We start from the raw sequence: 26,337 nt of genomic DNA on the forward strand, positions 1-26,337 counted from the left end.
CACGACTGTGAAGCTCGGATTGCAGCTCGGCTACTGGGGCGCCGACCCGATCGTCAACGCGCCGGAACTCATCGCGGCAGCGGAGGAATCGGGATTCGACGCGGTGTTCACCGCGGAATCCTGGGGCTCGGATGCCTACACGCCCCTCGCATGGTGGGGCGCCGCGACCGAACGGATTCGATTGGGTACCGCGGTCGCGCAGCTGTCCGCGCGACCGCCGACGTCGCTGGCCATGCATGCCCTCACGCTCGATCACCTGTCCGGTGGCCGGCACATCGTCGGCCTCGGGGTGTCCGGTCCGCAGGTCGTCGAGGGCTGGTACGGAGAGCCGTTCGCCAAACCTCTGGCGCGCACGCGTGAGTATGTCCGGATCGTGCGGGAGGTGCTGGCGCGCGAAGCTCCGGTCACGTCCGGTGGTCCGCACTATCCGCTGCCGTATCCGGCGGACGGTCCCGGCGCGACCGGGCTGGGCAAGTCGCTCAAGCCGATCACCCACCCGCTCCGCGCCGATCTGCCGATCTGGCTGGGCGCCGAGGGCCCGAAGAACGTCGCGCAGACCGCCGAGATCGCCGACGGCTGGCTGGCCATCTTCTTCAGTCTTCGCCTGGCCGATCAATATCGGGAATGGCTCGACGAGGGCTTCGCGCGGCCGGGCGCGCGGCGCACGCGCGAAGATTTCGAGGTCGCGGCCACCGTGCAGGTGGTGATCACTGAGGATGTCGCGTCCGCGGTCGAGCGCTACCGGCCGTCGACGGCCCTGTACGTCGGCGGAATGGGCGCGAAGGAGAAGAACTTCCACGCCGAGCTGTACCGGCGAATGGGCTACGGAGACGTCGTCGACGAAATCGGCGCGCTGTTCCGCGAGGGCCGCAAGGCCGAGGCGATGGCCGCCGTACCCGACGAGATGGTGCGGGAGACGATGATCGCGGGGACCGCCGACGAGGTACGCGCCCAGATCAAGCAGTGGGAGGAGGCCGGGGTGACGATGCTGATGGTCACCGCGCGCGACACCGACACGATCCGTCAGTTGTCGACGCTGGTCTGATCGTTGGTGCGGTCTGCGGCCTCGCGCAGGATGTCGTCGGCGGATCGAATGGTGAAGTCGCGCAGCCATTTCGCGGGCTGACCTCGATCGGGCAGATGCCGGCGAACGGCGGCATAGGGGAGTTCGACCAATGCGAACAGCACGCGATCCATCGCATCGCGGTCGTCGCTGCCGACGCGACGCCGAGCGTAATCGCGGAGAACGTGCATCGCCGCGCCGTTGAGGTCGGCCAGTTCGGTCGCGAGGGTGTCCGGCCAGTCGGCGACGAGGTCGTCCTTGCCGTACTGCAGGAGTACCCGTGTCTCGCCGGGATGTGCTGCTGTCCAGTCGAAGCAGTGGGCGACTGCCGCGTGCGCCGCTGCCTCGACGTCGTCGTGCTGTAGCGCCTCGACGAGTCCCTGCTGATAACGGGCGATGGTGCGCAGCCACAAGCGAGCGAGCATCTCGTCACGGCCGGCGAAACGGTGATAGAGCGACCCCGACGGAGCGCCGATGGATCGGGCCACCGCTGCCGCCGTCGCGGCGGACGGGCCACCGGACGCGATCAGGTTCAGTGCCGCGTCCAGGATGTCATCGGTGCTGAACCGAGGTGTTCGACCCACGCGTACGGACCATACTCGTGCCCTGCGCCGTCGCGACCAGCCGCCGCTCGCCGTCGGCCGCGACGATACTGATGTCGCACCGGGCAACCGCTTTCGTTCGTCCCGCGCGCACGAGCGTGGCATCGGCGACCAACTCGGTGCCGTCGCGAGCCGGGGACAGGTATTCGATGGAGAAACCGCTGGTGATGATGTCCGGTCCGAGGCCGAGGGCGCCAGCATACGTCAGCGCGTTGTCGGCGAGGTAACTCAGCACCCCGCCGTGGATGTAGCCGAACTGCTGGCGGAGTTCGTCCCGAACCGGCAATGTCAATTGCGCGCTGTCCGAGTTCATTTCGGTGATCCTGGCCCCCAGTAGAACACTGAACGGCTGGGAGTCGAGCACGGCCTGTGCGTCGTCGAGTGCGAACATAATTAGAGAGTGTGCTCTAATTGAGGGGCTGTCAAGAGGAGATGGTGGCGAGGTCGTAGTGCGGCACGATGAGGAGCAGCGACTGTCGTGAACAAGGGGATGGAGTGACTTCGTGGACTTCCATGACGAACTGGTCCGATCCGCGCGCGAACTGGAGCACTATCTCTTCGATGCGACGACGGCGGCTCCCGCGACTTCTTCTCTCGGACCCGATTGCCCGACCGGCTGGTACACCGTGCCACCCGGCGCCAGGTCTCCCTGGAGTCACATGCACGACGTATCCGTCACCGTCATCGACTGTGGCGTGGTTGTGGCAACCGCTTGGGCCGACGACCCCGACACGTACGTGATCCCCCTCGGAGCTTCCGGCTTGATCGCCCAATTCCAGGTCGATCGCTGGATCACCATGCTCGATCTCTATCTCGACACGCCGTCCTGGCGTGAGAAGGCCACCCGCATCGGCGCCCATGTCCGGCTCGTTGCCATTCCTGATCGGAACGCCTAGGTCCGAGAGCTTCCTCGGCAAAGGCTTTGATTAGCAGGAGAATTCGCGGCCATCCCGGGGAGGATGAGTTGGCAGGATCAACTTTGTCGGTGGCGTGCGGTAATGTCAGCGCCAGCAGGATCGAGTAATGAAATCGACCGGATCCTATGTCCGGCCGAATCCGATGAAGAGTTACCAGAGATGAGGCGATGTCCTGCACGTCCATTCGTCATCTCTGGGAGGTAGTCGTGCTCGTCATCAAAGAGTTGGACCGTGTGGTGGATTCGTTCCGCGAGGCGCACTGCGGTGAGGATTCGGACCCGACCGGGTCGCTCAGGGCGGTACTGAGGCTCCGCAACCTGATCGACCACCGCGCCGCGATGCTGGTCGGCCGGATCGACCGGGATGTGGGCCGCCGCAGCCGAGAACTGTTGATCGGCATGGGATGTGCACCGGCGGTCGCGGCGCGTCTGCTACGAATCGCCCGGGCAGCGGTGCCCGTGATCGATGCACACGCGGCCGATGGCGGAATCTCCGCGGAACACGTGGACGCCGTCGTACGCGGAGTCACGCACATTGAGGGCCGTACTGCCGAGCGCATCGATGTCGATGTATGTCGTACCCACGCCATCGATCTGCTGGCGCAGCATTCATCTGGTGCAACGCCGGCAGAGATTCTCGACCGCGCGCGACGCATCGGCAACGAAGTCGCTGCCGAATCCGGCGGACTACCCGCGGCCGAGGATCGTTCGATCCACACACTCGACCACGGCCGCGACTCCGACGGACGCACACGTAGGCCGGCGTACAACAGGAGGACTCTGAACCTCGACCGTCTCGCCGCCTGATCGCCGGCCCTCAGTGATCCCGAATCACGGGACCACGCATGATCTTTGACAATTCCACAGTGTGTGGTCTCAACGCGCGGAGGATCACTCCCCGGTGAAGACAGGCTTCTCCTTGTTGGCGAAGGCGCGCGGGCCGACCTTGGCATCCTTGCTCCGGAACACCGAGATGCCGATCTTCGACTCGACCTGGAAGGCCTCCAACTCGTGCATGCCCTCGGTTTCACGCATGGTGCGCAGGATGCCCTGCACGGCGAGGGGACCGTTCGCGGCGATGGTCTCGGCGATCTCCATCGCCTTGTCCAGTGCCGTGCCATCCGGGACGACGTAACCGATCAGGCCGTACTCCTTGGCCTCGGCCGAGGTGATGTGACGCCCGGTCAGCAGGAGGTCGGCAGCGATCGTGTACGGGATCTGCCGGGGAAGACGGACCGCACTGCCGCCGAGTGGGAAGAGCCCCCAACGGGCCTCGGCGACACCGAACTTCGCACTCTCCGCGCCGACGCGGATGTCGGTGCCCTGCAGGATCTCGGTGCCGCCGGCGATGGCCGCGCCCTCGACGGCGGCGATCAGCGGCTTGGTCAGGCGGCGGCCCTTGAGCAGGGCGGGCAGGGAGGCCGGGTCCCAACTGCCCGACGACGCGGTGTCGCCGGGGGAGTTCTGGTTCATCGCCTTGAGATCCATGCCGGCACAGAACGCTCCGCCCGCGCCGGTGAGGATGGCGACCCGGATCTCCGGATCGTTGTCCACGCGGTCCCACGCCTCCACCATGATGCGCATCATCTCCGACGACAGGGCGTTGCGGGCCTCGGGACGATTGAGCGTCACCACGAGGATGTGGCCGCGCTGCTCGACAAGGCAGTGCGGGGAACGGTCGGTCGCGGCGTCGGAAGAGACGGTGGGAGTCATCGGCGGTCCTTAGCGAAACTAGGCATAATCCCTGCTTGATCCGAACGATAACACGTTCTAGTTTTGATGCCATGGCCTACACGATCGCCGATCTCGTCGAGCATGCTGTCGACCTCATGCCCGAGCGCACGGCGCTGGAATCCGGGGACCGCTCCCGCACGTATGCGGAGCTCGACCGGCGAGCCAACGCGCTCGCGCACAAGCTTCGCGAGGTCGGCGTGCAGCCGGGGCAGACAGTGGGCCTGTACAGCAGGAACACCATCGAATCCGTCGAGGCGATGCTCGCGATCTTCAAGGCTCGTGCCGTGATGGTGAACGTGAACTTCCGCTACGTCGAGGCCGAACTCGATCACGTCTTCGCCGACTCCGGCATGGTGGTACTCATCCACGAGAGGCAGTACACCGAGCGGGTGTGCAACACGTTGTCGAATGGCGGCAACCGGATGGCCGTCGCGCACCGGATCGTGATCGAGGACGGCAGTGACCTCGATCCGGATTGCGCGGTTGGTGGCAGCGCTGTGGCTGCCATCGACTTCGAGGATGCGATCGCCACCTCGTCCGCCGACCGGGACTTCGAGGCGCGGTCCGACGACGACCTGTACATGCTCTACACCGGCGGCACCACGGGAAAACCCAAGGGAGTGGTGTGGCGCCAAGAAGATGTCTGGCGGGTGCTCGGGGGCGGAATCGACTGGTACACAAGCGAACCCGTAGCGGACGAATGGCAGCTGGCCAAGACCGGTGCCGAGGGTGGTCAACTGGTCCGGTATCCGATTCCGCCGTTCATACACGGTGGCTCGCAGTGGGCGGTCTTCCAGTCGCTCTTCGCGGGTGGCAAAGCGGTGGTCTACCCGGAGTTCAGCGGCACGAGTGCGTGGGAGATAGTCGAGCGTCACGGCGTGAACGTCATCTTCATCACCGGAGATGCCATGGGGCGTCCGATGATCGAGGCACTCTCGGATGCCGACGGCCACGACCTGAGTTCGGTGGTGTCGATCGCGTCGTCGGCCGCGCTGTTCTCGCCGAGCATCAAGGATCAGTTTCTCGACCGCTTCCCGAACGTGGTCATCGTCGACGCCATCGGGTCGTCGGAAACCGGTTTCGGTGGGCTCGGCATCGCGAGCAAAGGCGCCGCGCATACGGGCGGGCCGCGGGTGAAGGCGGATTCGCAAACCCATGTCCTTCGCGAGGACGGCACGCAGGTGGAACCGGGGAGCGACGAGATCGGCATGATCGCTCGCACCGGACACATCCCGTTGCGCTATCACAACGATCCGGAGAAGTCGGCGCAGACATTCAAGGAGTACAACGGGATTCGCTACTCACTGCCCGGCGATTTCGCGCAAGTGGACGCCGAGGGCAACATCACGATGCTGGGCCGTGGCTCGGTGTCGATCAACACCGGTGGCGAGAAGGTCTTCCCGGAGGAGGTCGAGGGAGCGCTCAAAGCGCATCCGGACGTGTTCGACACGGTGGTCGTCGGTGTCACGGATGAACGCTGGGGGCAGCGCGTCGCCGCGGTCATCGCCGGCCGGGACGGTGCCCGTCCCAGCCTGGCCGATCTCAACGAGGTCGTCCGGAAGGAACTGGCGGGCTACAAATGTCCCCGAAGTGTGTGGTTCGTCGAGGAGATCAAACGTTCCCCGGCGGGCAAGCCCGACTACCGGTGGGGTGCCGGTATCACTCAGGAACGTCCCGCAGATGAGGCGTTGAGCACGCCGGAGAAGAGCTGACATGCGTACCGAATTGGCTGACCGTTTCGGCATCGAGTATCCGATCTTCGGATTCACCCCGAGTCAGGACGTGGCCGCCGCCATCAGTCGTGCGGGTGGTCTCGGCGTCCTCGGCTGCGTGCGATTCAATGAGGCCGACGAACTCGATGCGGTCCTGGAATGGATGCACGAGAACACCGACGGCAAGCCGTTCGGCGTGGATGTGGTGATGCCCGCGAAGATACCGACCGAGGGCAGCAAGATGGACCTCGACTCGATGATCCCGCCGGAACACCGGGCCTTCGTCGAGCGGACCCTCGACGATCTGGGGGTGCCGCCGCTGCCCAACGGGGAACGAGTCGACGCCGGCGTTCTCGGGTGGCTGCATTCGGTGGCGCGCTCCCACGTCGACGTGGCCATGGAGCATGCGCGAAAGTACGGGCAGATCAAGCTGATCGCCAACGCACTCGGATCGCCTCCGGCCGACGTCATCCAGATCTCGCACGACAACGGCGTGCAAGTGGCCGCTCTCGCGGGAGCGAAGGAACATGCGCTGAGCCATGTAGACGCGGGAGTGGACATCATCATCGCCCAGGGCTACGAAGGAGGCGGCCACACGGGTGAGGTCACCTCGATGATCCTGTGGCCGGAACTCGTGGACGCGATGGGCGACCGCGCCCCGGTGCTCGCGGCCGGTGGCGTGGGCAGCGGACGGCAGATCGCCGCAGCCATCGCACTCGGCGCCCAGGGCGTGTGGATGGGCACGTACTGGCTGACCGCGGCCGAGTATCAACTCGGCAAGGAAGAGGGCACGGCCGGACCGTCGACCGTGCAGCAGGCGTTGCTGAACGCGACGTCGAGGGACACCGTTCGTCGCCGTATCTACTCGGGTAAGCCCGCCCGTCTGCTGAAGACCAAGTGGACCGATGCCTGGGATGCGGCGAATGCCCCTGAGCCGCTGCCGATGCCGCTGCAGAACCTACTCGTGGCGGAGGCGCACTCGCGCATCTCGGCGGCCGATAATCCTGACGTCGTCGCGATGCCGGCGGGCCAGATCGTCGGACGCTGCAACGACATCGTGCCGGTGGCGGACATGATCGCCGACATGGTCAGTGAATACGACGAGGCCGTCGCGCGCCTGTCCACGACGTTGTCCTGACCGGCACCGGTGGTGGCCCTGTCCCCAAATCAGAGGACCGCCGCCGGTCCGTGGGACGATCGACCCATGACGCACAGCTCGAACGGCAGGCCCCTGCTCAGCGCGGAGATGGTGCACAACGTGGCATTCGGCAGGCCACCGATTGGCCATCGTGGCTACCACAAGGGCGAGGTGGACGCGTTCCTCGACGACGTCGAGGCCACTATCCGATGGTGGTCGAGTGGCCGCACGACAGAGCTCCCGGCAGATCCTGGAGCCGGTCCGCTGATCACCCCGGACATGGTGCAGGGCGTGGTCTTCAACAAGCCGCCGATGGGAAGGCGCGGGTATCACGAGGGCGAGGTGGATGCGTTTCTCGACGATGTGCAGGCAACCATCGCCCAACTCGTGGATCGCCCGGGACGGTACGAGTAACTGCCTCCCGGCGAGAACCGCGGACTAGCTCTGGATCGCAGGACGAAACCGGCGACCGTCGCGGATCCACGTGGGTGGCGTCGAGTCGTCGCGCAGATGACGTTTCACGGTTTTGAACGTGGCGGTCTCCGGCATGGCATCGACGACCCGGATGCGATGCGGCCACTGCTTGGGGCCCAGATCGTCCTGGGCGGACAGGAACTCGGCGAAATCGTCAGGATCGAGATCGTCGGTGACCAGCACCGCCTCGATCTCGTCACCGATCTCCACGGGTATCCCGTACACAGCCACCTGACGAATACCGGGATGCCGCATCAGGATTCGCTCAATGGGCCCGGTGCCGAGGTTCTCACCGTCGACGCGTAGCCAGTCGCCGAGCCGGCCCGCGAAGTGAAGGTAGCCGTCGTCGTCGACCCATCCGAGGTCTCCTGTGTGGTAGACGCCGCCACGCATTCGTTCGGCGGTTGACTCGTCGTCGCGGTAGTACCCGGAGAAGAGGCCCGCACCTGAGGCGTTGACGATCTCGCCGACGGTGCCGACCGGTACGGGTTCGCCGGTTACGGTGTCCACCACGGCATTCGGTGGCCGCAGAGGACCGAGGGCATCGTCGGGCGTGTCCGGGGTACGGGTGACGGCGACTCCGCCCTCAGTGGAGCCGAAGCCGTCGACGACCCGGCAGCCGAAGCGCTCGGCGAACCGGCTCCGGTCGCGGGCACTTGCCTCGTTGCCGTACATGATGCGCAGCGTGTTGTCGGCGTCATCCGGTGCTTCGTCGGTGGCCAAAATGTAGTGCAGTGGCTTGCCGACGTAGTTGGCGAAGGTGATGCCGTAGCGGCGCACGTCGGCGAGGAAGCCGCGGGCAGAAAACCGCCGTCGCAGTGCAACCGATGCGCCACCCGCCAGAGCCACCGACCAGCCGGCGATGACCGCGTTCGAATGGAACATCGGCATCGCCAGGTAGACGACGTCGGAGGGCGCGATCTCGAACCGCGCGGCGAGCATGGAACCGCTGTCGGCGAACTTGCGCTGTGTGCAACGCACGGCCTTCGGGTCGCCGGTGGTACCGGAGGTGAAGATCAGCATCATCAGATCATCGGGGCTCACCGTGCCGAAATCCGCTGCGCTGCCGTCGAAACCGCTCAGCAGAAGAGTCCAGGCGGGATCGGAGACGTCGAGCAGCGTGGCGTCCGCCGGGATGCTGTCGCCGAGCAGGTCGCGCGTGGTGCCATCGACGAGGACGTACTGACAGTCCGCGAGCGCTGCGTCGGCGGCGAGCGCATCCCCGCGACGGGTGGTGTTCAGCCCGACGAGCACAAAGGCGCCCAGTGCGGCGGCCCCCAGGAGGTAGCTGAACTCCGGAGTGTTCTCCATCAGTACGCCGACATGCGGCGGCCGCGTGGGATCCATCCGGGCCCGCAGGGCGTGGCCGCGTACCGCGGAGCGATCGAGATGGTCGCGCCACGAGGTGAATTCGTCACCGTGCCACAGGCCGGTCTTCCCGCACGCCGCGGAGTGCAGCAGCTGCGCGAGTGTCGCGGGCGACTCCGGGGCGGTCACACCGGGGTCGCGGCGATGTCGGCGCCGATTGCCGCGAGGACGACCGGCGCGGAACCGAGGGCGAACTCATTCTGCTTGGCGCGCAGGAAGTATCGGTGCAGAGGATGGCTGGTGTCGAGGCCGACACCGCCGTGCACGTGCACCGCGGTATGCGAGATACGGTGCCCTGCCTCGGCGGCCCAGAACTTCGCGGTGGCGATGGCGGTGTGGAGCTCCGACTCGGTGGCGGTCGCGCCCTCGCTGGCGTCGCCCGCGAGCATCCACACGGCCTGGGTGGTCGTCAGCGACAGCCCCTGCAGATCGATGTAGCCGTCGGCGAGACGCTGCGCGACGGCCTGGAACGAACCGATGGCGCGGCCGAACTGCTCACGCTCACGGGCGTACTCCGCCGTCAACTCCAGTGCGCGAGAGGCGACTCCGGTCTGCTCGGCGCACAGCGCGAGGGTGAGGCGAGCTGCAATGTCGGTGACGGCTTCCCGTCCGCCGTCGAGGACGTGGTCGTCGGCCACCGGCACGCCGGCGAAGTCGACCTGTGCGGTCGGGATGCGGCCGGTGGTGAGAGTCGGGGTGATGTGTACACCCGGATCGTCGGTGCGGACGACCACGGCGACCGGACCGTCCGGTCCGTCAGCATTGACGACCAGCGCGGTTGCCGCCTGTGCGTACGGGACATCGACCTTCGTGCCGGTCAGGAGCCCGTTGTCGAGGCGGGTTTCCGGGGTGGCGATGTCACGGCCCAGATCCTCCTCGAACGCGACGGTCAGTATCACCTCGCCTGCGGCTCCGGGGCTCACCGCCCATGTTCGCAGGGCCTCGCTGCCGCGTGCGGACACGACAGGCAGGGCGGCAAATGCATGGGGGCCGAAGGGAATCCGGGCCAAGGTGCGCCCGAGTTCCTCGGCGACGACGGCGTTCTCGACGGCGGTGAGGTCGCCGCCGCGATCACCCGCGAGCGAGGACGGCACCTCGAGACCGAGCAGTCCCGCGGTGCCGATTTCGCGCCACAGATCCGTGTCGAGGGGGGCGTCGGCGGCCTCGAGTTCGGCGACCCGCTCGTCGGTGCTGATCGTGCCCGCGATGTCGCGGGTCAGTCCGCGAACATCCTCGGCGGATTCGGGAAGCGTGAAGTCCATGAGCTGGCTGCTTTCGGTGAGAGTCGGCGGGGGATCAGCGGCGCTGGTGGGGAAGTCCGAGTGCGAGCATCGCGATGATGTCGCGCTGGATCTCGTTTGTTCCGCCACCGAAGGTGAGGATCAGTGACGACCGTTGGAAGCGTTCGAGGCGGCCGTGCAGGTGTGCCCCCGGGGTGCCCTGACGCAGCGTGGCCGCGGGTCCGACGACCTCCATGAGCAGCCGGTAGGCCTCGGTGGCGAACTCGGTGCCGAAGACCTTGGTCGCCGATGCGTCGGCGGGACTCGGCGATGCACCCGAGGCCGCGATGGACGCGATCTTCCAGTTGATGAGCTTCAGGAACTCGACCTTCGCGTGCACGCGTGCGAGATTGGCCTGCACCCATGGGGTGTCGATGACACGGTGGCCGTCACCGGCTTTCGTCTGCTGCGCCCAGCGGATGGTCTCACGCAGTGCGGTCTGGATCGGGGCGGCGCTGCACAGGGCGACCCGCTCGTGGTTGAGCTGATTGGTGACCAGCGACCATCCGCCGCCCTCCTCACCGACGACCGACGAGGTGGGCACGCGGACATCCTGGTAGTAAGTGGCGCTGGTGTCGACGCCCGCCATGGTGTGCACCGGTGTGTAGCTGAACCCGTCGGCGGTGGTCGGGACGATCAGCATGGAGATGCCCGAATGCTTCTTCAGCCCGCGCGCCTTGCCCTCGTCGGTGAGCGCCGACGGATCGGTGCGGCAGGCCAGCCAGATGTAGTCGGCATAGGGCACCAGGCTGGTCCACATCTTCTGACCGTTGATGACGTACTCGTCGCCGTCGCGGATCGCGGTGGTGCGCAGCGCGGCGAGATCGGTGCCGGCACCCGGCTCCGAATAGCCGATGGAGAAGTGGAGTTTGCCTGCGGCGATCTTGGGAAGGAAAAACTCCTTCTGCTCGTCGGTGCCGTAATGCATGATCGTCGGCGCGACGGAGTTGATGGTCAGGAACGGAACGGGCGCGCCGGCGATGGCGGCCTCGTCGGTGAAGATCAGCTGATCCATCATCGATCGATTCTGGCCGCCGTATTCGGTGGGCCACCCGAGTGCGAGCCACCCGTCGGCCCCCATCTGTGCGACCACATCGCGGTAGGCGTCGCCCTCACCCAGCTCGCCTTCGCCGCCGGTCAGCGCGGCTCGCCGTTCGTCGGTCATCAGGTTCGCGAAATATGCCCGCAATTCGCTGCGCAATGCGGCTTGCTGCTCGGTGTACGCGATGCGCATGGGGGACTCCCAGAGGTCGAGAAAACATGATCGAATGACAACCGGGCTACTCGCCAAGTTCTGAAACACGTTCTAACCTGTTGTACACAGCCCGTCAACCAGTCCGACGTCAGTAGGGAGTCCGATCATGCGAATCAAGGCAGATTTCGACCTGTGCGAGTCCAACGCGATCTGCGTGGGCATGGCACCGGATGTGTTCGACCTCGACGACAACGATTACCTGGTCATTCTCCAGGAAGATGTGCCGGCCGGGCGCGAGGAGGAACTGCGGCAGGTCGTCGCGAGCTGCCCCAAGTCGGCGCTCTCGCTGGAGTAGGCCCGCCGCGCCTCCCTGGGAATTCGGCAAAGCGGTTTCCCCGGCGCCCTCGTTCATGCTAGAACAAGTTCTAGTTTTTGCACTCTGTACGAAAGGATGCCGACGTGGGGCAGTCATTGGACGGGCGCGTAGCCGTGGTCACCGGAGCGGGTGCGGGTCTCGGCCGGGCCGAGTCGATCGGTCTGGCGGCCCAGGGCGCCACGGTGATCGTCAATGACCTGGCCGCAGCCCTCGACGGCAGCGACACCATCGACGTCATCACCGCGGCCGGCGGCAAGGCCGTTCCGGTCGCGGGCGACATCGCGGACTCGGCCACCGCCACCGAGATCATGCGTACCGCCACCGAGGATCTCGGCTCCCTGGACATCGTGATGTCCAACGCGGGCATCACCCGTGACCGGATGCTCTTCAACATGTCCGATGGCGAGTGGGATCTCGTCGTGCGCGTTCACTTGCGCGGACACTTCCTCCTCAACCGCAATGCGGCGAGCCACTGGCGCAACGCGTCCAAGGCCGCGGGCGAGCCGGTGTACGGCCGGCTCATCAACACCTCCTCCGAAGCCGGCTTGCTGGGCCCGGAAGGTCAGGCCAACTACGGCGCCGCGAAGGCGGGCATCACCGCCCTCACCCTGTCCGCGGCCCGGGGTCTGCGGCGCTACGGAGTGCGTGCCAATGCGATCTGCCCGCGTGCCCGCACCGCGATGACCGAGAACGTGTTCGGCGCCGCACCGGACGACGGTGTCGACCCGCTGTCGCCGGAGCACGTGGTACGGCTCGTCACCTTCCTCGCCGGACCGGAATCCGATCATGTGTCCGGCCAGGTCTTCGTGGTCTACGGCCCGCAGGTGATGCTGATGGCTGCCCCCTCGGTGGAGGAAACCTTCACTGCCGCAGGCGATGCCTGGGATGACGATGCGCTGAGCAAGACGTTGACCAGCTACTTCGATGGTCGAGACGAGAACCGTACATTCTCGGCACGTGGTCTGGTCAACTGACCAAGGAGGCCGCCGGTTGCGTGATAGGTTTCGCGTGAGTTCCTTCGGGGGAGGGTTAAGGAGTGCTGGTGTTAGAGAAGCTGGCAACACCCATGGGCGGTGTTGGCGACTTCGTGGCCCTCGGTGTCGAGTCGGCCCGCGAACTCTTCCGGCGTCCATTCCAGTGGCGCGAGACCGTCGAGCAGTCCTGGGCCATCGCTCGCGTCTCGATGATGCCAACACTGCTCGTCGCGATCCCCTTCACCGTTCTGGTCAGCTTCACGCTGAACATCCTGCTGCGTGAGATCGGCGCACAGGATCTGTCGGGTGCAGGGGCCGCGCTCGGCACGATCACCCAGATCGGACCCATCGTCACGGTGCTGATCGTCGCGGGCGCGGGCGCCACCGCGATCTGCGCCGACCTCGGTGCCCGCACCATCCGCGAAGAGATCGACGCCATGAAGGTGTTGGGCATCAACCCGATTCACCGTCTCGTGGTGCCGCGCATCATCGCGTCGACCGGGGTCGCGGTGCTCCTCAACAGCCTGGTGTGCACCATCGGTATCGGTGGTGGCTTCATGTTCTCCGTCTTCCTTCAGGACGTGAATCCCGGTGCGTTCCTGGCGAATCTGACATTGCTGACCGGACTCGGCGAGCTGATGATCTCGATGGTCAAGGCCGCGCTCTTCGGTCTCTTCGCCGGCATGGTCGGTTGCTATCAGGGTCTCAACGTGAAGGGCGGCGCGAAGGGTGTCGGTGATGCCGTGAACGAGACGGTCGTGTACTCGTTCATGGCCCTGTTCGTGGTGAACGTCGTGGTGACCGCCGTCGGTCTGAAAGCGACGGCGGGCTGACCCATGGTTCTTCCGTTCACCACGCGACTACAGACCGCGCGCGTCGCCATCAAGCGCGCCGGTGAGGACTGGGATCAGATCGGCGACCAGGCGCTGTTCTATTGGGACAGCATCCTCGCCATCCCCCGTGCGATCCGCCTGTACAAGAAGGAGACGCTGCGCCTCATCGCCGAGATCTCCATGGGCACCGGTGCTCTCGCGATGATCGGCGGCACGGTGGTGGTTGTCGGCTTCCTGACATTGTTCACCGGCGGCACCATCGCGGTGCAGGGCTACAGCTCCCTGGCCAACATCGGCGTCGAGGCGCTCACCGGCTTCTTCTCCGCATTCATCAACGTGCGTATCGCGGTGCCGGTGATCTCCGGTATCGCCCTGGCCGCGACGATCGGCGCGGGTGCGACGGCACAGTTGGGTGCGATGCGTGTCAGCGAGGAGATCGACGCGCTGGAAACGATGGCGATCTCCTCCATCCCGTACCTGGTGAGTACCCGCATCATCGCCGGGCTCGTCGCCATCATCCCGCTGTACGCGCTGGCCTCACTGGCGTCGTTCCTCGCGAGCCGCTTCGCCACGGTGGTGCTCTACGGCCAGTCCTCGGGTGTGTACGACCACTACTTCAACACCTTTCTCATACCGTCGGACATTCTCTGGTCGTTCGTGCAGGCCATCTGTATGGCGGTGGCGGTCATGCTGATTCACACCTACTACGGCTACAACGCCTCCGGCGGTCCGGTCGGTGTCGGCGTCGCCGTCGGCAACGCCGTGCGTGCCTCCCTGGTCGTCGTCGTGGTCATCACCTTGCTCACCTCGCTCGCCATCTATGGCGCCGACGGCAAGTTCAATCTGGCGGGATAGGTCGGGGACGAGATGACGAGACGACAGGAACGCGGGCGGGTGACCCGCAGGTTGGCCGCGGCCATCATGGTCGCCGCGCTGATCGCGATCATCGCCGGCGCGTCTGGTGCCTTTCTCGGATGGTTCAAGTCCACCGAGCGGGTGACGCTGGAGACCTCGCGTGCCGGTCTGGTGATGAATCCGGATGCGAAGGTGAAGCTGCGCGGTGTCGAGGTCGGGCGGGTCGGTTCCATCACGCAGCGCGACGGCCACGCGGTTCTCGAACTCGACATCGCCTCCGACCAGATCGGCAACATCCCGGGGAATGTCGTCGCGGACATCAAGTCCAACACCATCTTCGGCGCCAAGGCAGTCAACTTCGATGTACCCGCATCGGGGCCGTCCGGGCAGCTGCGACCCGGCAAGGTGCTGTCCGGCGATCAGGTCGTCGTGGAACTGAACACCGTGTATCAGCGGCTGGTCGGTGTGCTGGCGCAACTGCAGCCGGAGAAGCTCAACGCCACCATCGGTGCGGTGAACACCGCGCTGTCGGGCCGGGGCGATCAGATCGGCGACGCACTCGCGAAGCTGGAACGGCTCCTGGGGAAGACCAATCCGCATCTGCCCGAGCTGAATACGATGCTGCGCGAGACGGCGACCACCGCGAATGTCTATGCGGACTCGATGCCGAATCTGTTGCGCACCGTGGACAACTTCACCTTCATCGGTAACACCCTGGTCGACAACACCGCGAACCTCGACGCGTTGCTCATCAATGCCACCGGCATGGCGAACACCATCGACGGAGTCATCGCACCGTCGAAGACCAAACTGATTGCCGCGCTGTCGAACCTGAGCCCGGTGGCGAGCATGCTCGGCTACCAGTCGCCGGGCCTCGGATGTTTCATCCGGACCGTCGCCATCGGCAGTGACAAGGCGCGGCCGATCTTCGGCGCCCCGTACGGCCTGATGCTGTATGCGGGACTGCTGCCGGGCGCGCAGCCGTACCGCTATCCCGAAGACCTGCCGAAGAACGCGGTGGACGGACCGCCGACATGTGAAGGCGCGCTGAGCGATCCCAACTATTCCACGCCCACCAACTTTTATGTCGGCGACAACGCGCCGAAGCCCTATCAGCCCCGCACCACCCCCAAGGTGAATCGGGAGACCTTGTTCAACCTGCTGTTCGGAGCTCCGCCCCGTGGATAATCGAGCCCGCGCGTTCCGCGCGACCCTGATCAAACTCGGCGCCTTCGTCATCTCGATGGTGCTCGTGTTCGTGCTGCTGGTCGTCGTGTTCAGTCGCTATCGGAGCGGGTCGTCCGATGAATACAGCGCCGTCTTCACCAGTGCCTCGGCGATGAAGTCGGGCAGCAAGGTGAAGATCGCCGGCGTCGAAGTCGGCTCCGTGAACGACATCTCGTTGCAGCAGGACCACAACGTGTCGGTCGGTTTCAACGTGGACAGCAAGTTCCCGCTGCCGAAGACGGTCCGCGCGCTCATCCGATACGAGAACCTCACCGGAGACCGATTCCTGGAGCTGCAGCAGGGGACCGGCGATCAATCCGGCATGCTGTCGCCCGGTGACCGGATCCCGTTGTCCCAGACCGAACCCGCGCTGGACCTCGACAAACTGCTCGGCGGATTCAAACCCCTGTTCCGCACGCTGAATCCGGCCGAGATCAACGAACTGTCGAGCTCGTTGATCGAGGTGTTCCAGGGCTACGACCAACGGACCGCGCTCACTCAACTGCTCGCGAATACCTCGAAGTTCACCAACTCGCTGGCCGACCGCGATCAGCTGATCGGCTCGGTCATCGACAACCTCAACAAGACCATGGCCACGATCGAGGGCGACCGCACCGGCTTCGACACCAGCGTGGATCGGTTGCAGCAGTTGGTATCCGGGCTGTCCGAGCAGCGCGGCACCATCGGCAACGCACTCACCGAGACCTCGCGGCTGACCAACAGCCTCTCGGACCTGCTGGTCACCACCCGCCCGGACATCAAGTCGACCGCGGCCAATCTCGGCAAGACCTCGGGTGAGGTCCTCAAGGCGGAGCCGTACATCCGGGGCGTCATCCGGCGCCTCCCGGAGGACTACAAGATCCTGTCGAACGTCGGCAGTTACGGTGCCTGGCTTCAGCTGTGGCTGTGCCGGATCCGGCTCGTGTTCAACGGTCCCGGCGACCAATTGATCTGGTGGAACTCGGTCGATGTCAGCTCCCAGTCCACACGGCCCGGAGGGCGGTGCTACCCGCGATGAGCATTCCGTTCAGCGGCATCTTCCGCAGTCGGCGCACCACCTCCGAGGAGGCGGACATCGCCCGCGAGGCGAAGCACGGCGGACGAAGCCGCGCGCAGATCGGCATCATCGGTGTCGTGGTGACGGCTCTCGTGGTCATCGTCGCGCTGCAGATGGACAAGATCCCGATGCTCTCGCCCATCAGTACGTACCAGGCCTACTTCGACGACGCCGGCGGCCTCGTGAAAGGCGATATCGTCACCGTATCGGGTGTGAATGTCGGTACGGTGCAGCAGATCTCGCTGGCCGAGACCGACAAGGGCACCAAGGCCAAGGTCGGGTTCCGGATGCGTGACAACGTCATCCTCGGCATAGATTCGCAGGCCGCGATCAAGACCGAGACGGTGCTCGGCCGGCGGAACCTGACGCTGATTCCGCACGGCCCCGGACGGATCAAGCCGGGCGGCGAGATCTCCAACGAGAACACCATCTCGCCGTACTCGCTCGCCGATGCTCTCGAAGGCGCCACCGACACACTGGCCAAGACCGACACCGATCAGCTCAACGACGCACTGTCGACGCTGAACAAGACCTTCGAGAACACCCCGTCGGAGGTGAAGGGCGCCGTCGACGGTGTCGCCCGCCTCTCCAAGGTGATCGCCGACCGCGACAACGCATTACGTGAGTTGCTCGGCCGCGCCAACGAGGTGACGAAGATCGTCGGTGATCGCAGCGAACAGATCAACCGGCTGCTGATGGACGCCAACGCGCTCGTCGGCGAATTGCAGAACCGCCAGGCCGCGCTCGGTGCCCTCATCAGTGGCACGCGGGACGTTGCGGCGCAGATCAGTGGCTTCGTCGCGGACAACAACGAGCAGCTGACGCCGGTGCTGACGCGGCTCAACGGCGTCCTGAAGATCCTGACCGATGAGCAGGGATCGCTGAAGAAGGCCATCGACGGTCTCGGGCCGTACGCCAACCTGCTGGGCGAGGCCGTGTCGTCGGGACCGTACTTCTCCTCGCTCGTCGGTGTGCCGACCTTCGGCGACTTCACGCTCACCTTCATGAAGGTGTTGCAGCAGAAGTACCCGCAGGTGTGGGGAGCGCTCAAACGCATGCTGCCGCTGCCCGAGTCGTTCGAGCTGAAGCCGCAGGCGCCGCTCCCGCCCCCGTACAAGCCGAACCTCACCTATCCGACACCACCGCCGCCGCGTACACCGCAGCCGCCGGCGACGCTGCCGACACACCCGAATCAGCCGAGAGGGGGCCGCTGACATGGCGATCGGCAAACGCGCATGGCAGGCGATCATCGCCGTGCTGCTGGTGATCCTGCTGGCGGTCGGCGGCTACCTCGGCTACGTCAAGGCGACCAAGAAGACGGTCACCGCGTACTTCCCGTCGGTCACCGGGCTCTACACCGGCGATCCGGTCCGAGTGCTCGGCGTGAACGTCGGCAAGGTGACATCGGTGTCGCCGCGTCCCGGCGACGTGAAGGTCACGATGAACGTCGATCGCTCGACGTCGATCCCGGCCGATGCGAAGGCCGTGGTGGTCGCACAGAGCCTGGTGTCGGGGCGCTTCATTCAGCTGACCCCCGTCTACGCGGGCGGACCGAAGCTCAACTCGGGCGCGACCATTCCGATGGAGCGCACCGCCGTGCCGATGGAGTGGGATGACATCAAGGCCCAGCTGAGCAAGCTGACCAAGGCCGTCGGCCCCACCGACGAGGGTGACGGCAAGAAGGGGCTCGGCACCGCGGCGAGGACCATCGACACGTTCGAGAAGAACATGAACGGCAACGGCCCGTCGATCAACGCGTCGATCAAGGAACTCTCGGACGTGCTCGGCACCCTGTCGGCCGGCCGCGGCGACCTGTTCGCCACCATCCGCAGCCTGCAGAAGCTGACCGACGCACTGTCGACCAGCCATGAGTCGCTGGTGCAGTTCAACGGCCGGATCGCCTCGGTCAGTTCGGTTCTCGGGGATTCGACGACCGCACTGGACGGTGCCATGCACAATCTCAACGCCGCCCTGTCCGATGTTCGGTCCTTCATCGACAAGAACGGTTCGACCCTGACCCAGTCGGTCAAGCAATTGTCCTCGGCGACACAGATTCTCAGCGACAAGAACGAGCAACTGCAGGGACTGCTGCACTCCGGTCCGACACAGCTGCAGAACTTCTACAACATCTACAACCCGCTGTCGGGATCGCTCGTCGGTATCTTCGGCCTCGGCATGGGCACCAACCTGATCAGCCTGCTGTGCGGCACCATGGCGGCCAACGACCGGCCCAATCTCGATCCCGGCGAGGTGGAGAAGTGCGTCGAGGTGCTTGCGCCGCTGCTCTCCAACATCACCATGAATTACCCGCCGTTCATGGCCAACCCGGTCAACGGCATCCAGGCGCGGCCCAATCAGATCGAGTACCAGAACCAAAGCGTCAAGCAGAGGGCGCAGTCGTCGATCCGGGAGCGCGACGCCCAGAGCCGCAAGGCGTGGGGCGGCGGCGGGCTCGGCAATCTGCTGGTGCCGTTCGGTGGTGAGGGATGATGAGTCGCGTATCCCCCAAAGTCCTTGCCGTGGCCGCTGTCTCGGCGAGTGTGCTGGTGGCTTCGGGCTGTTCGTTCGACGGCATCAACAGCATGCCCATCCCCGGCGCGCAGGGCACCGACAGCGGATCGTACGAGATCACCGCGATGATCCCGAATGCATCCGGGCTGGTCACCAACGGCCCGGTGATGATCGACGACGCCACGGTCGGCAGTATCGGTTCGCTCCGGGTGAAGGACTGGAACGCGCAGGTCACCCTGCGGCTCAACAAGGGCACGCAGATCCCGCGCGGCTCGCATGTGATGGTCGGGATGACCAGCGTGCTGGGGTCGTCGCACCTGCAGATCCTGCAGCCGGAGAAGCCTCAGGGCGGCTATCTGCGGAGCGGAGACGAGATCCCGCTGGTGAAATGTCCGGAGCAGGACAACATCGCGGCGCCGGAGGGCGAACCCGCGGTGCCCGACATCAATGCCGCGCAACAGGTTCAGGCCTGTACCTATCCGAGTACCGAGCAGGTGCTGAGTTCGTTGTCGGTGGTGCTCAACGGCGGGGGACTGTCGCAGCTCGGTGACGCCGTCCACGAGATCAACTCGGTCTTCGGCGGCCGGCAGGACGCCATCCGGAAACTGGTGCCCGCCCTGAACAAGCTCGTCGCCGACCTGTCCGCGCAGAAGGACAACATCATCTCCGCCATCGACGGACTGAATCGCCTGTCGGACACCATCAATCAGCAGACCCCGACCGTGGAGAAGGCGCTGGCCGACGGTCCGAAGATTCTGCAGCTGCTCGTCGATCAGCGTGAACAGTTCACCGGCACACTCGATTCGCTCGGACGGCTCTCCAAGACCACCAACGACATCCTGACCGCCAACTCCGACGACATCAGGACCATCGTGAAGAATCTCGATCCGGTCCTCGATCAGCTGCAGTCCACCGGACCCGCGCTCACCAAGGCGCTCGGACTGATGCTGACCTTCCCGTTCATCGAGGACACCATTCCGGATGTCGCACGCGGCGACTACGTCAACGGCGACCTCGTCGTCGACCTGACGTTCCAGCGGATGAAGGAGACCTTGCTCGCCTCGTCCGGGCTGGTCGGTCCGGAGGGGGTTGTGGGCGCGCCCGCCGGTGCGGCCAAGCGCGGACTGAATCCGTTCACCGCGCCGCTGGAGGCGGGCGGCGGGACCCCACGGAGTCAGCTCAAGCCGACCCCGTCGGTGAAGAAACCGGCCCGGAACGGGGGACCCCGATGAAGATCACCCGTTTCGTCCGGATACAGCTGATGATCTTCGCGGTCGTCACGGTGATCGCGATGGTGGCGATGGGCCTGTTCTACATCCGGCTGCCCGCGATGTTCGGCCTGGGACAGAACGACGTCACGCTCAAGCTGCCCACCACCGGTGGGCTCTATCAGAACGCGAACGTCAGTTTCCGCGGCGTCAACGTCGGCAAGGTGCGGTCGGTGCAACTCACCCCGAACGGGGTCGAGGCGCACCTGAGCATCGACGGCGGTGCCGACATCCCGGTGTCGTCGAAGGCGTCGGTGCGCAGCGTGTCGGCTATCGGTGAGCAGTTCGTCGAATTCCGGCCGGTGGACGGTGGTCCGTCGGGGAATCTGCGCGACGGGTCGACAGTCGAGTCGACCGACGTCCCGGTCGAGATCTCCACGATGCTCGATCAGGCCGACGCATTGCTGGAGCAGGTCGGCGACACCAAGCTGCGCGCGGTGATGGACGAGGCCTTCCTGGCGTTCAACGGCACGGGCGAAGCCCTGCAGCGCCTGCTGGATTCGATGGCCCTGTTCGTCGACGAGGCCGACAAGAACACCGACACCACCATCGCATTGGTGAAGCAGGCGGGTCCGCTGCTCGCGACACAGTCGCGCACGGCCGACGACATCCGGTCCTGGACAGCAGACGTCACGAAGTTCACCGATCAGCTCCGCGCGAATCGTCCCGAGGTGACCGACATCCTGGAGAAGGGACCGGGTGTCGCGTCGCAGAGCCAGAAACTGTTCGCGTCGATGAATCAGACACTGCCACTGACGATCGCGAACCTGGGGGTCTCGGCCCGGACGATGGCGATCTATCTGCCGAACCTGCGGCAGATCGTGGTGGTGTACCCGCGTCTCATGCAGGCCCTGTTCACGGCACTGAACACCGGTGACCCGCGCTACGGAGCGAACGTGAACTTCTCGTTGGGCTTCCAGGATCCGGGTACCTGTACGGTCGGATTCATGCCCCGTCAAGAATGGCGCTTCGGTTCGGCGCAGGAGGCTCGCGACGTACCGCCCGGCATGCTGTGCCGTGTGCCGCAGGATTCGAACCTCGCGGTCCGAGGTGCGCGTAATTTCCCGTGCGCAGAGTTCCCGGGTCGTCGCGCGCCGACCCCCGCGGAGTGCCGCACCGGCTATAAGCCCGTGAGCGACAACAACACTCCGTTCCCCGAAGGACTGCCGTTCCCGAGTCCGTGGAACAAGCCGGAGAACAAGCCCGCAGCCAACAAGCAGCCGTCCGGACAGGTCACCCCCGGAACCCCGGCGAGTCACAGCGCCGAACCCGCGGTCTACGCAACGGGATACGACCCGAAGACGGGAGACTTCATCGGACCGGACGGCAAGACGTACAACGCCGGGCAGGGACAGAACGCGCAAGGGCAGAGCAGGACATGGCAGACGATGATCACATCGACGGTCCAACCGTGAGTGAACCGGACGACAAGGACGAGACCGGCACCACGAACACCGGCGACGACAGTCCGGCCGAGACCACTCCGGCCGTGACGACCACTCCGGGCGACCGCAAGGACGACGGCGCCGGGAGCGGTGCGCCACGGGTTCCGAAGCGCTCGGCTCCGCTGGGGCGGCGTTCGGGTGGCAAGTCCTCGGGCCGGCGTGACCGGGCGTCGGCGAGGTCCACGGACACGCCCGAACCGGACGCCGCGGTCGGCGAGAGCACGAAATCCGCGGAGTCGCAGCAGGACCCGAGCGATGTGGAACGGTCGCTGACCTATCGCGAGCGTCGTCAGGAACGGGTGGCCGCGGGAGCGGGAACACCGGCGGGCACGGTGCGTTACGCGGGGCGCGACCGTACCGGCGCCGCCTGGTGGACCGTGGGTGCGCTCGCCGTCGTGCTGACCGTCGCGCTGGTCGCCGCATCGATCGCGTTCGGAATCGGACTGAATAGGATGCAGGACCGCAACGATCAGCGGGCGGAGTATTCGTCGTTCGCGCGGCAGATGATCGTCGACCTGACGACGCTGAACCCGAAGAACGTCGACACGGCGATGACGACGCTGCAGACGAAGACCAGCGGCAAAGCGCTTCAGCAGATGCAGGATTCGATGAAGCAGGCCGTCGGCCTGATCCGCGAACAGAAACTCGACACCCGTTCGACCATCATCTCCGACGCGGTCACCGTTGCGAAACCCGATGAGGGCACCGTGATCCTGGTGTCGGGATGGGAGATGAAGTCACCGGATCCGAAGCAGGAGACCGTCGTTCAGACATTCCGGTGGCGACTGCAGCTGACCCGGATCAACGGTGAACTGAAGATGACGAATTTCGAGTGGGTGACGTAATGCGGCTGACAACGGGCAAGATCGTCACGATCGGTGTGTCGATGCTGGCGCTCGCCGCTCTGGTGACCACGGCCTTCCTCGGTTTCCGCTACTGGGACGAGCGTGCGGCGGAGAAGGCCCGCGAGTCCGCACTGGAGTCCGCACGGTCCTACGCGACGACGATGTTCGGCTACACACCGAACAACGTCGAGGATCACATCGCGAAGTCGAAGAGCGTCCTGACCGGCAGCGCGCTGCCGACCTACAACGACCTGGTGACGAAGAGCAACCTTGCCGCGGAGGTCCGCAAACAGGGAGTCGTCTCCGAGGTGACGCTCCAGGACGCGGGCGTCGTGCGGAGTACGCGTGACACCGCGACCGTGCTCATCTTCATGAATCAATCGGTGACACGCGGCGACCGCGAGCTGGTACGCGTCGACCCGAGCCGACTCACGTTCAGCATGGAGCACAAGGATTCTCGCTGGATGATCAATGCCATCGACGTGATCACCGACGATTCGTTCCGCAGCCTCCTGGAGAAGTCGGACAAGCCGCCGTCAGGCGGAGTACCCCTCAATCCGAAGTCGGGTGCGCCCGCGCCGATCCCGGTGCCCACCCCGAGCGGCTGACGTTCCCTTCCGCTGATCGAGTAGCGGCCCCTCCCGCTGATCGAGTAGCGGCCCCTCCCGCTGATCGAGTAGCGGCCCCTCCCGCTGATCGAGTAGACCGAGGCGCTAGCCGAGGTCGTATCGAGATCTGTTGTATGTCGTCGGATCTCGATACGCGGCGTGCTCGCTACGCTCGCGCGTCGCTACTCGATCAGCGGAGGGTGCCGAATCAGCTGGGGCTCTGATAGCCCATCGGCATCAGGATCGACTTGTGCTCCACATAGGATTCGAGCCCTTCGCGGCCGTTCTCGCGGCCGATGCCGGAGTTCTTGTAGCCGCCGAACGGGGAGGAGGGATCGATGGCGTACCAGTTGATTCCGAGGGTTCCGGTGCGGATCTGCTTCGCCACCTCGATGCCGCGCTCGACGTCGGCCGTCCAGATCGAGCCGGCCAGACCGTAATCGGAGTCGTTCGCGATGGCGATCGCCTCGTCGAGGGTGTCATAGGCGATGACGCTGATGACCGGTCCGAAGATCTCCTCGCGGGCGATCGTCATGTCATTGGTGACATTGGTGAAGATCGTCGGCGTGACGTAGAAGCCGTCGTCGAGTCCTTCGGGCCGTCCGCCCTCGAGCGCCGCGACGGCGCCTTCCTCCTTGCCCTTGGCGATGTAGCCCTCGACCTTGTCGCGCTGCTTCTCGGTGATCAGCGGGCCGAGTTTGGTCTCCGGATCGGTCGGGATGCCGGCCTTGAAGCCCTGCGCGGTGGTGACCATCGCCTCGACGATCTCGTCCTGGCGTGATCGGGGTACGAGCACGCGGGTCTGTGCGACGCAGGCCTGACCGGCGTTGATCATTCCGGCGGAGAAGACCAGCATGTCGATGCTGGCCGCGAGGTCCACGTCGTCGAGCACGATGGCCGCGGACTTGCCGCCGAGTTCCAGCGAGCAACGCTTCAGGGTTTCTCCGCAGCGTGCGGCGATGGCCCGGCCCGCAGCAGTCGAACCGGTGAAGGTGATCTTGTCGACGTCGGGGTGATCGACGAGCGCCTGACCGGCCGCCACACCGCCCGGCACGATGGAGATGACGCCTTCCGGGACGCCGGCCTCCGCGAAGATCTCGGCGACCAGGTTGGCGTTGAGCGGGGTCTCGGGCGCGGGCTTCAGGACGATCGAGCAGCCCGACGCGAGAGCCGGCCCGAGCTTGTTGCAGAGCAGGAACAGCGGGACGTTCCAGGCGATGATCGCGCCGACGACACCGACCGGTTCGCGGGTGACCAGCGTTTCGCCGAACAGGCCCTGCCGCTTCTCCTCCCACGGGAATTCGGTTGTCGCCGTGGCATATGCGCGCAGCACGCCGGTGGCCGCGATGCCCTGCATGGTCATCACGTCGGTGGGCGTGGCACCCATCTCGGCGGATACCAGAGCGGCGATGTCGGCGATCCGGGCGTCGATCAGGTCGGCGGCCTTGTTGATGACGGCGGCGCGATCGGCGGGTGAGGTCTGGCTCCAGACACCCGACTCGAAAGAGGCGCGTGCCGCGCGGACGGCCGTGTCGACGTCGGTCTCGTCGGCGAGCGGCGTGGACCCCACGCGTTCGCCGGTGGCAGGGGAGAAGACCTCGAGGGTCTCGGTGGAATGCGGTTCGACCCATGCGCCGCCGATGTACAGCTTCGGCTGATCACCGGCGCCGACGATGTCGGCCGCCGGACTGGATGCGACGGTCTCGGTCATATGACGTGCTCCTGATGGTGTGTGAACTAGTCCACACGCAATAATAGAACACGTTCTAACTTTGCGGCCAGGGTCTAGAGCCGACCAAATCGGATGACATCGGCCATGCCCTCGATCACCTCGTGCAGGACAGCGACCTGTTCGGCGACCGAATCGCATTCGATGAGGCGCTGCCGGTCGGCCGCACCCATCGGCAATTGCGCCGCCCAGCCGAAGAGTCCGTGCGACGCGAGTTCGGCGCCGAGTGTGCCCCGCATGTCGTCGATGGCCTGGAGTCCGCGCTGTGCGGCGACGTCCTCGACCAATCCGCGTATCGCGCCCGACAGTCCGTCGATGGATGCCCGGTCGGCGTCGGTGATCGCGGGTTCCGGCAGCACCTCGACCGTCGCGCGCGGATACGGATCGTCGGGCAGCCACTCGATCACCCGGAAGCGGTGCGTGCCGACGCAGGTCAGCGCCGACCGGCCGTCGGGGAGCCGCTGCAACTGTTCGATGCGGGCGAAGGTACCCACGTCATTCCGGGTTTCGCCGCCCCCGACCTCCTGGCCGCGGGCAATCAGGACCACGCCGAATCCGCCCGGATCGTCGGTGGTGCCGGCGTGCTCGTCGATCATCTGCCGATAGCGCGGTTCGAAGATCCGCAGCGGCAGGACCTCGCCGGGCAGCAGCGTGGTGCCCAGCGGGAACATGGGCACCGTCGACGCCCCGGTGCCGGGCGATCCGTCCGGGGCGTCGGCTTCGCTCATCGTGATTCGATGATCAGGCCGAGGGTTTGGCGTCGAGGACGACCTCGAACTCCATGAGGTCGGCACCCGAGGCGACCGGCTTGGCGCGCTCACCGGCGTGCGCCTCGCGGGCCGGGCCGTTCGCCCACGCCTGGAAGTCCTCCTCGGACTCCCACTCGGTGACCACGAAGTACCGGTCCTCGCCCTTCACCGGACGCAGCAGCTGGAATCCGAGGAAGCCCTTGGAGCCGTCGACCGAGTGGGCCCGGTTGGCGAAACGCTTCTCGAGTTCGGGTCCCGCGCCCTCGGGCACGCTGATCGCATTGATCTTCACAACAGTCATATCCGTCACCCTACTGTCACTGACCCGGGCGGGCACCGCAGAACACTAGGCTGGTGCCGTGACGGAGTCGGTCGGGG

Annotated in this window: 27 protein-coding genes; 18 read left to right on the plus strand and 9 right to left on the minus strand. The window is 65.7% G+C overall.

Annotated elements, in window-relative coordinates:
• Positions 1–7 precede the first annotated feature (7 nt).
• Positions 8–1,045: an LLM class F420-dependent oxidoreductase gene (locus AC4JJG_RS10830; protein ID WP_495401181.1), complete on the plus strand. Its 1,038-nt coding sequence runs from the start codon at positions 8–10 to the stop codon at positions 1,043–1,045.
• On the opposite strand, the gene AC4JJG_RS10835 is transcribed toward AC4JJG_RS10830, so the two are convergent.
• Both AC4JJG_RS10835 and AC4JJG_RS10840 read right to left on the minus strand, forming a co-directional pair.
• Positions 1,024–1,647: a TetR/AcrR family transcriptional regulator gene (locus AC4JJG_RS10835; protein WP_495401182.1), complete on the minus strand. Its 624-nt coding sequence runs from the start codon at positions 1,645–1,647 to the stop codon at positions 1,024–1,026. The two genes, AC4JJG_RS10830 and AC4JJG_RS10835, sit on opposite strands and share 22 nt — an antisense overlap.
• Positions 1,616–2,056 carry a PaaI family thioesterase gene (locus AC4JJG_RS10840; protein ID WP_495401183.1) on the minus strand — a complete coding sequence of 147 codons (441 nt, stop codon included), beginning with the start codon at positions 2,054–2,056 and terminating at the stop codon, positions 1,616–1,618. Before AC4JJG_RS10840 ends, AC4JJG_RS10835 begins: the two co-directional genes overlap by 32 nt.
• 112 nt (positions 2,057–2,168) lie before the next feature.
• On the opposite strand from AC4JJG_RS10840, the gene AC4JJG_RS10845 reads away from it, so the two are divergent.
• Both AC4JJG_RS10845 and AC4JJG_RS10850 read left to right on the plus strand, forming a co-directional pair.
• Positions 2,169–2,561, plus strand: coding sequence for a hypothetical protein (locus AC4JJG_RS10845; RefSeq protein ID WP_495401184.1), 393 nt, complete (start codon positions 2,169–2,171; stop codon positions 2,559–2,561).
• A 227-nt stretch (positions 2,562–2,788) separates the two neighbouring features.
• Positions 2,789–3,388, plus strand: coding sequence for a hypothetical protein (locus AC4JJG_RS10850; RefSeq protein WP_495405767.1), 600 nt, complete (start codon positions 2,789–2,791; stop codon positions 3,386–3,388).
• Positions 3,389–3,472: 84 nt separating this feature from the next.
• Here the strand turns inward: AC4JJG_RS10850 and AC4JJG_RS10855 are convergent, their stop codons facing one another.
• Positions 3,473–4,294: a crotonase/enoyl-CoA hydratase family protein gene (locus tag AC4JJG_RS10855; RefSeq protein WP_495401186.1), complete on the minus strand. Its 822-nt coding sequence runs from the start codon at positions 4,292–4,294 to the stop codon at positions 3,473–3,475.
• Between the two features lie 71 nt (positions 4,295–4,365).
• On the opposite strand from AC4JJG_RS10855, the gene AC4JJG_RS10860 reads away from it, so the two are divergent.
• From AC4JJG_RS10860 to AC4JJG_RS10870, 3 genes are all read left to right on the plus strand, one after another.
• Entirely contained in the window at positions 4,366–6,027 is a 1,662-nt protein-coding gene (locus AC4JJG_RS10860; RefSeq protein WP_495401187.1) for an acyl-CoA synthetase, read from the plus strand.
• Position 6,028: 1 nt separating this feature from the next.
• Positions 6,029–7,165, plus strand: a complete 1,137-nt coding sequence (locus tag AC4JJG_RS10865) for an NAD(P)H-dependent flavin oxidoreductase (RefSeq protein WP_495401188.1) — start codon at positions 6,029–6,031, stop codon at positions 7,163–7,165.
• 66 nt (positions 7,166–7,231) lie between these two features.
• Complete coding sequence (locus AC4JJG_RS10870; protein WP_495401189.1) at positions 7,232–7,579, plus strand: DivIVA domain-containing protein; 348 nt, start codon at positions 7,232–7,234, stop codon at positions 7,577–7,579.
• A 24-nt stretch (positions 7,580–7,603) separates the two neighbouring features.
• Here the strand turns inward: AC4JJG_RS10870 and AC4JJG_RS10875 are convergent, their stop codons facing one another.
• The 3 genes from AC4JJG_RS10875 to AC4JJG_RS10885 are packed head-to-tail and all read right to left on the minus strand — an operon-like array spanning position 7,604 to position 11,521.
• Positions 7,604–9,136: a long-chain-fatty-acid--CoA ligase gene (locus tag AC4JJG_RS10875; RefSeq protein WP_495401190.1), complete on the minus strand. Its 1,533-nt coding sequence runs from the start codon at positions 9,134–9,136 to the stop codon at positions 7,604–7,606.
• Positions 9,133–10,269, minus strand: a complete 1,137-nt coding sequence (locus tag AC4JJG_RS10880; protein ID WP_495401191.1) for an acyl-CoA dehydrogenase family protein — start codon at positions 10,267–10,269, stop codon at positions 9,133–9,135. The genes AC4JJG_RS10875 and AC4JJG_RS10880 overlap by 4 nt, the downstream gene beginning before the upstream one ends.
• Positions 10,270–10,303: 34 nt before the next feature.
• On the minus strand, positions 10,304–11,521 hold the full coding sequence (locus AC4JJG_RS10885; RefSeq protein WP_495401192.1) for an acyl-CoA dehydrogenase family protein: 1,218 nt from the start codon (positions 11,519–11,521) through the stop codon (positions 10,304–10,306).
• A 127-nt stretch (positions 11,522–11,648) separates the two neighbouring features.
• Between AC4JJG_RS10885 and AC4JJG_RS10890 the strand changes: the two genes are divergently transcribed.
• The 12 genes from AC4JJG_RS10890 (at position 11,649) to AC4JJG_RS10945 (ending at position 23,481) form a co-directional block, all read left to right on the plus strand.
• Positions 11,649–11,837 (plus strand): ferredoxin, encoded by a 189-nt coding sequence (locus tag AC4JJG_RS10890; RefSeq protein WP_495401193.1) that lies wholly within the window; start codon positions 11,649–11,651, stop codon positions 11,835–11,837.
• Between the two features lie 104 nt (positions 11,838–11,941).
• Positions 11,942–12,832, plus strand: a complete 891-nt coding sequence (locus AC4JJG_RS10895) for a 3-oxoacyl-ACP reductase (RefSeq protein WP_495401194.1) — start codon at positions 11,942–11,944, stop codon at positions 12,830–12,832.
• Positions 12,833–12,900: 68 nt separating this feature from the next.
• Complete coding sequence (locus tag AC4JJG_RS10900) at positions 12,901–13,665, plus strand: MlaE family ABC transporter permease (protein WP_495401195.1); 765 nt, start codon at positions 12,901–12,903, stop codon at positions 13,663–13,665.
• 3 nt (positions 13,666–13,668) lie between these two features.
• A complete protein-coding gene (locus tag AC4JJG_RS10905; RefSeq protein WP_495401196.1) occupies positions 13,669–14,520 on the plus strand; it encodes an MlaE family ABC transporter permease in 852 nt (283 codons plus the stop codon).
• Between the two features lie 12 nt (positions 14,521–14,532).
• Complete coding sequence (locus AC4JJG_RS10910) at positions 14,533–15,708, plus strand: MCE family protein (RefSeq protein WP_495401197.1); 1,176 nt, start codon at positions 14,533–14,535, stop codon at positions 15,706–15,708.
• Positions 15,701–16,765 carry an MCE family protein gene (locus tag AC4JJG_RS10915; RefSeq protein WP_495401198.1) on the plus strand — a complete coding sequence of 355 codons (1,065 nt, stop codon included), beginning with the start codon at positions 15,701–15,703 and terminating at the stop codon, positions 16,763–16,765. The genes AC4JJG_RS10910 and AC4JJG_RS10915 overlap by 8 nt, the downstream gene beginning before the upstream one ends.
• Positions 16,762–18,018 (plus strand): MCE family protein, encoded by a 1,257-nt coding sequence (locus tag AC4JJG_RS10920; RefSeq protein WP_495401199.1) that lies wholly within the window; start codon positions 16,762–16,764, stop codon positions 18,016–18,018. Before AC4JJG_RS10915 ends, AC4JJG_RS10920 begins: the two co-directional genes overlap by 4 nt.
• Position 18,019: 1 nt before the next feature.
• The gene (locus tag AC4JJG_RS10925; protein ID WP_495401200.1) at positions 18,020–19,294 is read left to right on the plus strand and encodes an MCE family protein; all 1,275 of its coding nucleotides are present in this window, start codon (positions 18,020–18,022) and stop codon (positions 19,292–19,294) included.
• On the plus strand, positions 19,291–20,547 hold the full coding sequence (locus tag AC4JJG_RS10930) for an MlaD family protein (RefSeq protein WP_495401201.1): 1,257 nt from the start codon (positions 19,291–19,293) through the stop codon (positions 20,545–20,547). The genes AC4JJG_RS10925 and AC4JJG_RS10930 overlap by 4 nt, the downstream gene beginning before the upstream one ends.
• Positions 20,544–21,998 (plus strand): MCE family protein, encoded by a 1,455-nt coding sequence (locus AC4JJG_RS10935; protein WP_495401202.1) that lies wholly within the window; start codon positions 20,544–20,546, stop codon positions 21,996–21,998. Before AC4JJG_RS10930 ends, AC4JJG_RS10935 begins: the two co-directional genes overlap by 4 nt.
• Entirely contained in the window at positions 21,995–22,873 is an 879-nt protein-coding gene (locus AC4JJG_RS10940; protein ID WP_495401203.1) for an Rv1363c family protein, read from the plus strand. The genes AC4JJG_RS10935 and AC4JJG_RS10940 overlap by 4 nt, the downstream gene beginning before the upstream one ends.
• Positions 22,873–23,481, plus strand: a complete 609-nt coding sequence (locus tag AC4JJG_RS10945) for a hypothetical protein (RefSeq protein ID WP_495401204.1) — start codon at positions 22,873–22,875, stop codon at positions 23,479–23,481. Before AC4JJG_RS10940 ends, AC4JJG_RS10945 begins: the two co-directional genes overlap by 1 nt.
• 208 nt (positions 23,482–23,689) lie before the next feature.
• On the opposite strand, the gene AC4JJG_RS10950 is transcribed toward AC4JJG_RS10945, so the two are convergent.
• The 3 genes from AC4JJG_RS10950 to mhuD form a co-directional block, all read right to left on the minus strand.
• Positions 23,690–25,192: an aldehyde dehydrogenase gene (locus AC4JJG_RS10950; RefSeq protein WP_495401205.1), complete on the minus strand. Its 1,503-nt coding sequence runs from the start codon at positions 25,190–25,192 to the stop codon at positions 23,690–23,692.
• A gap of 74 nt (positions 25,193–25,266) precedes the next feature.
• Positions 25,267–25,938 (minus strand): LON peptidase substrate-binding domain-containing protein, encoded by a 672-nt coding sequence (locus AC4JJG_RS10955; protein WP_495401206.1) that lies wholly within the window; start codon positions 25,936–25,938, stop codon positions 25,267–25,269.
• Between the two features lie 13 nt (positions 25,939–25,951).
• Entirely contained in the window at positions 25,952–26,260 is a 309-nt protein-coding gene (mhuD, locus tag AC4JJG_RS10960; protein WP_495401207.1) for a mycobilin-forming heme oxygenase MhuD, read from the minus strand.
• Positions 26,261–26,337 lie beyond the last annotated feature (77 nt).

The organism is Gordonia sp. B8661-1, assembly GCF_059427765.1.